Source organism: Kangiella sediminilitoris (assembly GCF_001708405.1).
Classification (GTDB): domain Bacteria; phylum Pseudomonadota; class Gammaproteobacteria; order Enterobacterales; family Kangiellaceae; genus Kangiella; species Kangiella sediminilitoris.
In genome coordinates this window covers 1,350,147-1,362,847 of sequence record NZ_CP012418.1, presented here as the reverse complement: position 1 = coordinate 1,362,847, position 12,701 = coordinate 1,350,147, and the positions used below count along the sequence as shown (strand labels likewise).

10 protein-coding genes and 1 tRNA gene are annotated in these 12,701 nt (G+C 43.7%); 4 read left to right on the top strand and 7 right to left on the bottom strand.

Features of this window, described 5'->3' with window-relative positions:
* Positions 1–82: 82 nt before the first annotated feature.
* The 3 genes from KS2013_RS11905 to KS2013_RS06260 all read left to right on the top strand — a co-directional run bounded on the left by KS2013_RS11905 (position 83) and on the right by KS2013_RS06260 (position 4,478).
* Complete coding sequence (locus KS2013_RS11905) at positions 83–2,347, top strand: mechanosensitive ion channel domain-containing protein (protein ID WP_083217801.1); 2,265 nt, start codon at positions 83–85, stop codon at positions 2,345–2,347.
* 11 nt (positions 2,348–2,358) lie between these two features.
* Positions 2,359–3,753 carry an amidohydrolase family protein gene (locus KS2013_RS06265; protein WP_068991263.1) on the top strand — a complete coding sequence of 465 codons (1,395 nt, stop codon included), beginning with the start codon at positions 2,359–2,361 and terminating at the stop codon, positions 3,751–3,753.
* A gap of 230 nt (positions 3,754–3,983) precedes the next feature.
* The gene (locus KS2013_RS06260; RefSeq protein ID WP_068991260.1) at positions 3,984–4,478 is read left to right on the top strand and encodes a DUF2489 domain-containing protein; all 495 of its coding nucleotides are present in this window, start codon (positions 3,984–3,986) and stop codon (positions 4,476–4,478) included.
* 134 nt (positions 4,479–4,612) lie between these two features.
* Here KS2013_RS06260 and KS2013_RS06255 read toward each other — a convergent pair whose 3' ends face one another.
* From KS2013_RS06255 to cmoA, 7 genes are all read right to left on the bottom strand, one after another.
* Positions 4,613–7,714, bottom strand: a complete 3,102-nt coding sequence (locus tag KS2013_RS06255) for an efflux RND transporter permease subunit (protein WP_068991257.1) — start codon at positions 7,712–7,714, stop codon at positions 4,613–4,615.
* A complete protein-coding gene (locus KS2013_RS06250; protein ID WP_068991254.1) occupies positions 7,711–8,889 on the bottom strand; it encodes an efflux RND transporter periplasmic adaptor subunit in 1,179 nt (392 codons plus the stop codon). The genes KS2013_RS06255 and KS2013_RS06250 overlap by 4 nt, the downstream gene beginning before the upstream one ends.
* Positions 8,890–9,062: 173 nt before the next feature.
* Positions 9,063–9,392, bottom strand: coding sequence for a hypothetical protein (locus tag KS2013_RS06245; RefSeq protein ID WP_068991252.1), 330 nt, complete (start codon positions 9,390–9,392; stop codon positions 9,063–9,065).
* 198 nt (positions 9,393–9,590) lie between these two features.
* A tRNA-Arg gene (locus KS2013_RS06240) sits at positions 9,591–9,667 on the bottom strand.
* 252 nt (positions 9,668–9,919) lie between these two features.
* Positions 9,920–10,603, bottom strand: coding sequence for a pseudouridine synthase (locus KS2013_RS06235; RefSeq protein WP_068991249.1), 684 nt, complete (start codon positions 10,601–10,603; stop codon positions 9,920–9,922).
* A gap of 1 nt (position 10,604) precedes the next feature.
* Positions 10,605–11,600: a tRNA 5-methoxyuridine(34)/uridine 5-oxyacetic acid(34) synthase CmoB gene (cmoB, locus tag KS2013_RS06230; protein ID WP_068991246.1), complete on the bottom strand. Its 996-nt coding sequence runs from the start codon at positions 11,598–11,600 to the stop codon at positions 10,605–10,607.
* A gap of 13 nt (positions 11,601–11,613) precedes the next feature.
* Entirely contained in the window at positions 11,614–12,342 is a 729-nt protein-coding gene (gene cmoA / locus KS2013_RS06225) for a carboxy-S-adenosyl-L-methionine synthase CmoA (protein WP_068991243.1), read from the bottom strand.
* A gap of 85 nt (positions 12,343–12,427) precedes the next feature.
* On the opposite strand from cmoA, the gene KS2013_RS06220 reads away from it, so the two are divergent.
* A complete protein-coding gene (locus KS2013_RS06220) occupies positions 12,428–12,691 on the top strand; it encodes a chorismate mutase (RefSeq protein ID WP_068991240.1) in 264 nt (87 codons plus the stop codon).
* The last annotated feature ends 10 nt before the right edge of the window (positions 12,692–12,701 follow it).

The following is a 12,701-nucleotide window of genomic DNA, read 5'->3' as shown; positions in this document are numbered from 1 at the left end:
TTTACAATCGACGACAATCATTCTTTTGGTACACTAGTGACAAGATGACCATTAAATAAACAGGGCCACTATAATCCTTACTATGAAGAATTCCACGCTGACTCAACTTCTTTTGTTGTTTTGCCTTACCTTTACGCTTGGCCTCAATCCGGCTCATTCAGCGAGTAGTAATGATCCGCTAAACCTGTTGAAAGAAGAAAAAGAATCAGATGGTCCAGAGGTGCCCAACATCAAGGACATGAGTAGTCGTTGGTGGAATCAATATGCTGAGATAGAAGAAGCTGCTAGTTTTGAAAAACATTTCACTAAGTTCATTGATAAATTAGATCAGGAAGTGCAGGCCGTAGAGGTGACCCGCAAGGGAGAATTCCTGGAACGAATTGCTATAATTCGCAATCTTGCGCAGGAGTATAAAAAGCTTCACTACAAAGCCAAAGAGTATTTTGACGTTCCAGAGGCTGCCATATCTCAAGAAAATTATAATGTAGATGAGTTTTTGGAAATTAATCAGCTGCGTCGACAGGTAGCATTTTTACGTGAACAGACTTTAGAAGAAATCAAGCGTGTTAATCAAAGCATCCAGCAAACCACGAATACTATTGATGTTCTAAAAGTATCCTATCTGAATAGTGAAGAAGGAAGTAATGAGCAACTTGCGATTGTTCTTAATTGGGTAAATAGTCAGCTAAGTAAGGCTATTGAGAATCAGTTATTGTCAAACTTGGAGGCTAGAGAGAACAGCCTTCGGACTGAACTTGATTCGCTGCTTAATACGCTGGATCAAGCTAAGGGAAGAATTAACTTCGAGCCTTTTGCGGAGAAAAAGAGACAGCAGTTAGAAAATCAGAAGTCTGATCTGGAAGAGCAGTTAAAACAATTAAACTTAAAGCTTAGTCGCGATATTTCAGAGACCAGTATTGGTTTCACCAGCTATGAAATTTTAAAGTTAGATCTTTCGTTAACTCTTCTTGCCTACCGTGAAGTTTTATTGAAACTCCAAAGAGCTAAACAACAAGATAAGTTAGCCGAAATAGAGAGTTTAGAATCCCGAGCGATGGCGGATATTGATGAAGTTCGTACCGTTATTGAGGAGTCGCTTGATGTGGTACAGCTCGCTGAGAAAGAGATATCCAAGGCAGAAGCGCTGGCTCGCGATACATTGTTATCCTCTGATATCAACCTGCAGCAACAAGGTGCTGAGACTAATAGGGATTTACAAAAACTTTCTGAGGAACGACGGAAAAAAGCGCAACAATTATTAAAGTCTATGTCTGATGTTCGTGCAAACATTAGTGACAATCAGTTGCTCCTGTCAATATTGAGGGATGTAGAAGATATACAACAGTCAGGCCTCAATAAGACCTGGGACTCCATCAAGGAAGTTACCTTGGATATTTGGGATGCTACAGTAGCTTTAGTAAACCGCCCTCTATTCAGCATTAACGAGCGCCCGATCACGCTGTTACCTTTGATTCAACTATGCTTTATTATTTTAATAGGTTTTCTGGTTTCAAAACTGGTTAGCTTCCTTGTCCACCGTTTTGAAAAAAAACATAAGGTTAAAAATAACTCATCCCTATACCTGTTACACCGACTGATACATTATTTAATTATATTTATTGCTGCGGTTGCCGGCTTTAGCGCCCTGGGACTGAATTTGAGCAACCTAACGCTTATTGCCGGTGCCTTATCAGTTGGTATCGGTTTCGGTTTACAAAACCTCGTCAGTAATTTCGTTTCGGGTTTAACCATCATGTTTGAAAAAACACTGAAGGTTGGTGACTATATCGAACTTGAAGATGGAACAACTGGTCAAGTAAAGGAAATTAAAACTCGAAGTACCAGAATTAATACTAATGACAATATTGATGTCATTATTCCGAACTCTTATATGGTGACGAACATAGTCACTAACTGGACCCTTAAAGAGTCTACGCGCCGTGTCAGAATTCCATTTGGTGTTGCCTACGGTACTGATAAAGAAATTGTCAGAAAAGCCGCGATTGAAGCAGCTAACAACGTGCAGTACACATTGAAAAATATCCCAGGTAAAGAGCCTGATGTATGGCTAACAGACTTTGGTGACAACAGCGTTAACTTCTTAATGTTGGTCTGGGTGGCTCATTATGGAGTACGCCGTCCCACAAGAATTCAGAGTATCTATATGTGGGAGTTGGATACCGCGCTTAAAAAATACGGTATTGAGATACCTTTCCCACAACGGGATGTCCACCTTAATATTGTTAAAGATGAAGATAAGCATACATTACCCTTACAGTCAGTAACAGGGGAGTCATTGCCACTGGATGATGATGAGAAAACTAAAGGAAGCGAATCAAAAAAATAAAGTGAGGTTTTATGTCACGATTCATTTATGCGTTTCTTATGGTCCTATCGGGATTATTAAGCTTTAGTAGTCAGGCTAATGAGTTAAAAGCTTTTGCCGGTGGTACTTTGGTCGATGGTACTGGCGGAAATGTAATTTATGATAGTGTTATTCTTGTAGAGAATGACCGCATCGTAGCCGTTGGAACAGAGAGCAGCCTTGATATTCCAAGTGAATACGAAGTCATTTCAACTGAAGGCATGACGGTTCTTCCTGGTTTGTGGGATATGCATGTACATTTGATGATCAATGGACATTCGGACTATAAACATTGGGATAAAGCTTATATTGACAAGCTTGGAACCGAAATTATGCCAGCATCTGCAGAGCAGCTACTATTGGCAGGTGTAACTAGCGCCAGAGATCTGGGCGCACCTTTAAAGGAATCAAAAGAAATTAAGGATAAAATTCAATCGGGAGAATTAAGCGGGCCTCGAATGTTTATGTCTGGTCCCTTTATTCAGCATAAGCCATATCCGGGAACGGAAGCGTTCCGATGGGGCGTTGAAAGCGAGAGTGATGCTAAACGAAAAGTTCGCCAGTTAAAAGAAGCTGGAATGGATGTGGTTAAACTGATTGATCATGATGTAATGCCGCTTGAGCATGCTAAAGCTGTTGTGGATGAAGCTCACAGGCTTGGTATGAAGGTTGTTGGACACTCCCACAAACCGGACGAAATTCGTATAGGCCTGAAGATTGGAATTGATAATTTTGAGCATACTGGATTAACAACTGCTCCCGAGTACCCAGAGGATATTATGATCCAGCTCAAAGAGAGAACCGCAAAGGGTAGGATCAGTGGTGGCCCTTTATATTGGACTCCGACGGTAGAGGGTTTATGGAATTACGAGTATGTCAGAGAAAATCACGAGGCATTGGACAACAAATGCTGGAAACGCGGTTTGACCAAAGAAACTGTAAAGGATATTAAGCAGTCCATACAGCATCCCGAGCGTATTAGTTACATGCAGCTTACTCCAAAACGTAAGCCTACATTAAAGACTAAATTTAATCAGCTTAGAAAGTCTGGAGCGATCCTCTTGGTAGGTACTGATAGTGGCATTCCAATGAAGTTTCATTGTCAGTCAACCTGGAATGAACTGGATGTATGGGTCAGAGAGTTTGATGTTCCAGTTATGGAGGCAATACAGGCCGCAACTCTTTGGCCTGCAAAGTTTATGGGTGTGGATAAAGACTTGGGAACAGTAGTACCGGGTAAATATGCCGATATCATCGCTGTAAAAGGGGATGTGCTGAAATACATTAACTTACTGCAAGATGTTGATTTAGTCGTTAAAGGTGGTGTTATCTATAAACGGGATGGCAAACCAAACGAAAAAAATCTGACCCGTAAATATCCTGAATGATCCCAAGAGGGAAGAGTAGCCCGCAAGTTTTTTGCGGGCTAATTTAGGCAATGCATACTTCATACTTGAGATTAAGAGCTGCCAGCTCTTATTTCTTTACAGCATAATTACCTTGGTAGCTATGTTGCCTGAATTAATAGCTCTGATAATGAACTTGTCCATCCTCATCACTGTAATTTCTTGCTGAATATAGGTATCCTGTCTCCAAGTACTGTTATCCCTCTATTACTATGACTATATTTTATTACATAGCCTCAATTATTACTTTTGCTTTGGCAGTGTATGCCGTTTATTTACTTTTAAAGGTAAGGAGTCAAAAGCAAAAACTTGAAGAATTGAAAAACTCTATTGAGTTACAAGAGCGAGATAAAATTGCTTCTGTCGTCAGCAGCATTGTTGATATATCTAAAGCCATGCAACAGGAGCAATGCCCGACAATTGAGGGCTGTATACGCTTAAAAGTATTAATCGATCAGCTCAGACTTGATGAAGCTAGCCGAAAGCCTTTTGAAATCTTCTATACCGTTTATGATAAGACCGAGCATATCCCCACCCATCAAGCATGGGCTGACTTAGAAAAACGTGAAAAAATGAGTTTTACAAGGGACATGATGTTAATTGAAGGTGAGCATCAGGATGAAATTAAAGCAGCGGTTGATATAACAGTTGAGCACTTTAAAGGCGCCTCTGAAAACTCTAAGTTTGATTTAGGAAAGGCTATCTAACACTTATTGAATGGCGCACCCGGCAGGAGTTGAACCTACGGCCTTCGCCTCCGGAGCGCTAAGAGTTGGATTTTAAAGGACCGTGTGGAACTGAGTTCTTGTGCTCATTCTACGGCCTCTTTCAATGCGCCAGCTTATTGTGAGGCCACAGATTTTATATCCTCCAGCATCATGTACAGACACGGTACCAGGATCAGAATAATGGCTGTCGAGAAAACAATCCCGAAGCCTAGGGAAATAGCCATAGGGATGAGATATTGCGCTTGTAGAGATGTTTCAAGCAAGATGGGAGACAGTCCACCAAAAGTCGTTAAAGTCGTAAGAATTATAGGCCTAAAACGGCGCAGGCCCGCCTGTTTGATAGCATCATACGGTGTTGTTCTGTTGCTCTGGCTCCGTAATTTGTTCGCATAATCAACCATAATCAGGGATGCATTCAACACAACGCCGGACAATGCGACAAAGCCCATCTTAGAGATGAGGGAAATATCGTAGCCCATGATGATATGCCCGATGACAGCGCCTATGATGCCGAATGGAATCGCGCTCAGGACAATAAAGGGCTGGAAATAGCTACGAAACACGACAGCCAAAAGGGCGTAAATGATGATAAGCGCTAGGCCAAAATAACCGTAAAGCTGCTGCGTTGACTCACGCATCTCGGCGTTCGACCCTTGAAAGGTCCATGTCAGCCCCGGGAAATCCGCACGCAGCTCGGGCAGAACCTCCTGATTAAGTGCATTCACCACCTGCACAATCTCACGTTTGGGCTCAACATCTGTGGACACTGTAACAACACGCATTCCGTTACGGCGGTTGATGGATGAGAACGCTTCGGTATATTCGAACTCTGTCACTTCAAACAAGGGTACTTCCGCACCGTTTGGGGTGCGAATGACAAGATCTTCCAGATAGGATAAATCCTCCCGTTGGCTTTCTGGTAGCTTGACACGGACTTCGGTTTCGTTATTGCCGCGCAACTGGCGGACAGCCAAGGAGCCGAAAAACGCAGCGCGTAATTGCTCCCCGACATATTCCGGTGTGAGACCCAAAGCGCGTCCCTCCGGAAGAAGACGAAAATCAATGCGCTTTTTGCCTTTATCGAAATCGTCATTAATGTCAGCCGTATTGGTAAATGTCTCCAATTCGGCAATTAGGCGTTGGCTGGCCTGCTCTAAAATATCGATATTGTTGTGGCTGAGATCAACACTAATATCAGGTCGCCAACCACCGGGACCACGCTCGGCTTCGAAAGTGATTTGATCCACGCCCTGAATATCGCCGATCTCATCACGCCAGAGCTGAATAATTTCGCGGGCGGTCATATCGCGCTCTTCGGGCGGGCGCAGAACAATTTCAACATCAATAAAACCCTGCCCACGGACATTGGTTTTTATCCCTTCCGCCACTAAGTCTAGATTGTTTTCTTCATACATACGCACCGTAGCATCAGTGAGTTTTATCGCCATCGCCCCAGCTTGTGCAGGCGTCGTACCAGCCGGCATGGAGACGCCAGCCTCGATCTCATCGGCGGCGACTTCCGGCATATTAATAATGCCCATATGCGCACTATTCATATACGAAAAGGAAACAAACAAAAGCGCCAGCGCTGCTGAAATCGTGATGTATCGCGCGCGCAGACAAAGATCGAGAAAACTTTTATACGGCCCTTGCACGAAAGCATCAAACTTAGCAGCAAATTTTACCTGTACATTTTTGATCGGACGCAGGATTGCATTTTCATTGGCGCTTTTTTTCACATGCCCCAAATGGGCTGGCAGAATGTAAAGTGCTTCAAAAAGCGACAAAGCGAGCACTGTCATCACCACAACGGGCAAAGGCCACCAGAAAAGTCCCGTTTCTCCAGGCATAAAGAGCAAAGGCACGAAGGCAATGAGGGTTGTAATGATCGAAAACGTTACGGGCGTTGCAACACTCTTCGTGCCCTCAATCGCGGCCTTCAGGGGATCGTTATGGTTTTTGCGCTCCTCAAACACATTCTCTCCGACCACAATCGCATCATCGACAACAAGGCCGAGTGCTACGAGAAATCCAAAGAGGGAGACCATATTGATACTGACGCCAAAGGCTGGTAGAAACATCACCGATCCGACATAGGAAATTGTCATACCCATCATTACCCAGAATGCCAGCTTCGACGCTAGAAAAAGCGAAAGGATCGTCAGAACAATCAAAACAGACGCTACACCGTTTTCAAGTATCAATCCAAGACGTTCACGAAAATCCTGAGCATTGTTACTGTCAATCCGCCACTCCACGCCGGGTGGTAGTGTGCGCTCAAAATCCTCCATAATTTCGTATACCGTTTGTTCAATATCGAGAGGGGATTCATTGCCTGTCCTGAAAATATTCACTTCAACAGATGGCACGCCATTAAACTGCGAGTGAAAATTACCTTCCTCAAAGCCGTCTTCGATTTTTGCGATGTCGCCCAGTTTAATGGTTGCTCCGTTCTCGCCAGAAATAATATCTATATCGGCAAATTCCTCTGCCCAGACTTTTCGCTCCTGTATACGCAGTAAAATTTCACCATCAAAAGTTCTGACGGCCCCGGCTGGAATATCTTGCGAGGACTGACTGATGATTCGTGCAATATCGGGTAAAGTCAGCCCATATTCGCGCAGCGTATCGGCGCTTATTTCAACATGTGTGATGTAATCCGGAACATTGCCGAGCTCAACAAGCGTCATATTCGGATCGCTCAACAAGCGATCCCGTAAGCGTTCGGCCAGAATACGCAATGTCCAGACATCTACGGAACCAAAAAGGCCAATTTCCATCGCCTCGCGCTGCTGTGCTTCAAGACTTACTTCCGGCTGATCAGCTTCTTCCGGGAAGGTGCGAATACGTGCAATTGCCTGGTCAATATCCTGGAAGGCTTTCATGCGATCAGCACCAGAGACAAGCTCAATCTCTACATTTCCGCTGCCTTCACGGGCGCGAGCTGTGATTTCACGAATACCTTCAAGGCCACGTACCGCTTCCTCTACAGGTTGTAAAACACCAGTTTCCACTTCGCTAGGGGCTGCGCCGGGATAGCCAACACTCACATTAACAATATCCAGTTGAAACTGGGGGAAGACTTCTTTTTGAATATTGAGCGCTGTAAAAATCCCGCCCAAAAGCAGGATTATCATCAACAAATTCGCGGCGACAGGGTTCTGCGCCATCCATGTTATTGCGCCTTTGCCATATTTCGTTTTGGGTTCGCTCATTCTTGCGTCTCCGCTTCGGCCTCTGTTCGCAGGCCAATCCCCTCAGCCACAGCCGCCAGATTGCTAATCACAAGTAAGTCACCATCCTCCATGCCTTCGGAGATATAGGCATAGTCTTTATCTTTGAAAACGACTTTAGCCTCTGTAATGGTTAACTTTCCATCGCGTTTGAGCCAGAGTCGGTCGTCTTCACGCAGGAAATCACGGCCAATGCGAAAAACATTTTCTAGTTCGCGTCCTGCAATCTCGGCCTGAACAATCGCGCCAACTAGCATTTGCGGACCTTGCGTTTCAGGATTAAGGGCAAGCGGGTCTTTCACGCTAACCAGCACGCGCGCTAAACGTGTTTGTGCATCCAACGCGCCGATTAACCGCATAACCTCACCTTTACGGCTCGTGCCAGCCGGCCAGGCTGTTCGGTTGCGAATAATGACCCGCGCGCCAGGTTGTCCTTTTTCAGGGAAAGTAATCCGGTCAAGTCTTGCTACCGGTACGCTCACAGTCACCCAATATTCATCAACCCCGACAAGCCGCGCCAATTCCGTATTGGTATCAATCTCTGAACCTACATTGGCATTTCTGGATAAAATTTGAGCATCAAACGGTGCACGAACATATGTACGCTCGAGTTCCAGCTTGGCTTGGTTCAGCATACTTTCAGCCGATTTTAAATTGGCCTCGGTCGCAGCCAGTTGCGGTTTCCTTAAGACAAGAGATTTGTTCTTTTCATCAATATCTTGCCTGAGCAGATTATACTCTTTTCTTGCAAGATTCTGGCGGCCAAGTTCTAAATCCATTTCTGAGCGAGCTTGTGTATATGCGCTTTCCCTTTGAACGAGCGCATTCTCATAGTCGGCAGGATCAATCCGAAGTAATACCTCATCTTTTTTGACAAAACCGCCGGGAATAAAATTCTCGGTAACTTCAATGACACGGCCGTCGACACGCGGACTGAGAATAATATCTTCAGCAGCTTCCACAGTTCCAAGCCCTTCAATAAGCGGATTATAATTGTCACGGCGAACTTCTTGAACATCCACCAGCATCGCTGTTCTTTTGGTCGCTACCTCACGCTGCGCCTCCGGTTCAGTAGAGTTAATGATAAAAAACAGAAAAGCGGCAATAACCGCGATGGCCCCAATTGTAATGGCTGTAAAAGTTTTGCTTTTTATCATCTCTTATCCATCCTTCTTATCCTCACTTTAACTCTTGCTCTCTGGGCGTTGCAAATCCGCCGGGCAAGGCGCGGTAAGGGGGCTATACGAAATTCTAACAATGTCCACCTCACCGTGAGCAAATCACGCTCGACTTCCTGCAGTTCAGTTTGCGCCCTTAGCATAGAAATAAATTAACTTGCCCCGTTAAAATAGCCAAGTTCAATTTGTTCAAAGGCTTCACGCCACGTTATAGTTCTAGCCATATTTAAATGCTCCAACGCAGCAGCTAATGTAAAATTGTTCTCTAAAGCGGGTTCAATATGCGTGTTGAGGTTTTCATCTTCTAGATATCGCCACCATTTATAATAAATAGGGTATTGCCCTGATGGTGAAAAAGAGACTTCATCTTGATCTGGTAAGTTATAACTATTGTAACTAGCACATGATGCGCAAAGCAAAATCACAACTCCTAAGAACAAAGGGTTGTTTCCAGACCTGATTTTTGAATTTAATGAAAACATCTTATCTCTTATTCCGTCTAAATTCAGAAATCATCCTAACATAGTATCTTAAGATATGTGTTATGACTTAAATTTGACATAGGTCTTTGATGTAAAAGGACAAGAACAGCTAACTAAGAATGTTGGAAAGGATGCATTATTAATGGAGCAGAGATTAATGGTGTCAGAGTACAGTAATCTTTAGACTACAGAGAGAAATGGCGCACCCGGCAGGAGTCGAACCTGCGGCCTTCGCCTCCGGAGGGCGACGCTCTATCCAACTGAGCTACGGGTGCGTAATTTATTTTGCTACTTCTTAAAAAAGCTCTCAGCCTGTTTAACTAGTCTTTGGAACTTCGTTCCATCCAACTGTACCCCATGGGGCAGACCCAGCTACGAGTGCGTAATTTAGCTTTATAATTTCAATAACACATCGGGTTACCGGTAATTATTTGGAGCTTAGCTCCGTCCAACTGTACCTAAGCGTCAAATCCAGCAACGGATGTTAAGTGGCCGGTATTTTTGCAATTCTTTCGGTTTTAATCAAGTTAAAATGAGCATGGTGCTCTAGCTGTTATGGGCTTGCCTGACGTTGGGTGTTTTATAGTCAGACTTTCCGCGTGCAGCAAGAGGCGAGATGCTTTATTTTCGGATCCATTTTTATGGTACAGGTTACAGCCGAGGATAGGGTGGCCGAGTTCGTAACAGTGTAAACGCAGTTGGTGACTACGACCTGTAATCGGAACCAGCTTCAATCTCGTACGTTGGTTTTCTTCATCTCGTTCGAGAACCTGCCATTCAGTTACCGCTTTTTTACCCTGTTCAAAATCGATTTTCTGTTTCGGGCGATTCGGCCAGTCAGCAATCATGGGCAGGTCAATAACACCTTCATCTTCTTGCACGATGCCGTCGACAACGGCTATATAATGCTTTTGAGTTTCTCTATGCTCAAACTGACGGCTTATTTCGCGATGTGCCATTTTACTCAGTGCCACCACCATAATACCTGACGTTGCCATATCCAGCCGATGAACAACAGTTGCCGTTTTTGATTTGTGGTGGTTTTGCAGGCGAGTAATCAGGCAGTCCTTGTTTTCCTCTCTGCGACCGGGAATGGTTAATAAACCTGCTGGCTTGGCCACAAATAAAAAATGCTTATTAGGTTTTACAATGCGAACCGGAGAAGGGCAAAAAGGCACCACATGATAATTATCTTTATTTTCGTCAGCCATCTTATTTCTTACTCTTTCTAAGCGGCTTTTGTGCAATCATAAAGGCACGTTTAGGTGCTGGGTAGCCTTCAATGGTCAATGTTTTGTCTTGTGGATCGAGATAATCCTCCAGTGACTGAAAGGTCATCCAGTCAGTAGCGCGCTGTTCTTCGATACTAGTAGTTGAAACGTTTGCCACCTGAACATTTTCAAGTCCACACTTGCTCATCCAATGTTTTAGCATGCCTGTTGTAGGAATAAACCAAACGTTATTCATCTGGGCATACCGGTCTTTAGGTATCAGGCATTGGTCGTCATCACCATCTATTACAAGAGTTTCAAGAACAAGTTCCCCACCAGGCTTTAACAAGTTTTTTAAGTGTAAAATATGATCGATTGGAGAGCGGCGGTGATACAGCACTCCCATAGAGAAAATAGTATCAAAACCCTGTTTATCAAGATTCTGGGGCAGGTACTCCAGCCCGACAGGCAAAAAGTGAACCGGGTATTGATGGAGGTACTTTTGCATTATGGCAAACTGCATCAAGAAAAGCTGTGAAGGATCAATCCCCAGAACCAACTTTGGGTTTTGAGCAGCCATTCGCCAGCAATGGTAGCCGTTACCACAGCCAACATCCAATACTATACGGTCGTCTAGAGGGGTAAAATGATCCTTTATTCGATCCCATTTCCAGTCAGAGCGCCACTCCGTATCTATGTGTTGGCCAAATAAGTGGAAGGGACCTTTACGCCATGGGTGAAACTTTTTTAATAACTCTTCAAGCTCTTTAAATTCGCTATCCGATAATTGATCCCGAGAACCAATTGCTACCTTATTTATGATATCAATTGAGTCTGGTTCTACTTGCGGTAATTGTTTAAGGAGCTCTATCCATTGGGTTATATTGCCGTGAGTGTAGTCACCCATGCGGTTATGCACGGCATTTTTAAAATCATCCAACCATGGATGCAGGCGAGTGTTAGCTATGGCGTCATAGGTGTCATTAAAACTAATCATAATTATTTAACGGCTATTTTACAGCAATTAATGAGGCAAAGTTGTAATGTTGGAACCAGGTGTCATATTGACTGAAGCCTGCCGATTTAAAACGCTTGTAATGTTCATCTCGTGTGTCCGGAATCAGAACATTTTCCAAAGCTGCTCTTTTTTGGGCAATTTCCATGTCACTATAGCCATTCTTCTTTTTAAAGTTATGGTGGATATCAATGATATTTTCATCAATTTCCTTAAAACCCATAGTCAGCTTCTCAGACAGAATTAAAGCGCCGCCCTCTATTAACCCTTGGTAGATCTTATCCATCAGTTCCTGTCTTTGTCCTCTGGGTAAAAACTGCAATGTGAAATTGAGCACAACAAAGCTAGCATTTTCAAAGACCATATCATTAATGTCCGTTTCCTGAACTGTTACAGGCATTTCAAAGTTATAGCTAGATTGTATTAACTGACAACGCTCTATCATCGCTTCAGAATTATCGACAGCAATAATTTCGCATGAGGAATCGTTTACTGCCTGTCTGATTGACAGTGTTGCGGCCCCAAGGGAACACCCAAGATCATAAATACGAGTCTCTGGCTTCACATATTTTTGTGCCAGTTCACCAATACCGTCAATAATAGTGGTATAGCCCGGCACCGATCGCTTAATCATGTCAGGGAATACTTCAACTACCTGCTGATCAAAGCGAAAAGATTCTACCTCACCAATGGGATTAGCATATATATTGTCAGTTTTACTCATCAGAACGTAACGAATTGAACATCTTTGGCGTAATTCTACTATAATAAATTCAGGTTACCACGACTTATTGTTCCCAAGGTTAGTTATGTATTCTATAGATTCTGTTCGTGAGCAAATTGATCAGCTGGATGAGCAGCTCGTGAAGTTGATTGAGCTCAGAGCTGAGCTGGTTCATAAATTGATTACTCACAAAAAAGAGCAGGGGATGAGTGCCCGCCAGCCGGAGAGAGAGAAAGCAATTATATCTGCTTTATATCAAAAGCACGGTAATCATTTTACTTTTGAAGAGTTAGAGGAAATATACCGTCCAATTTTCGACGCCTGTGTAAGAATGCAGTTAACAGACTGATTTATAATAA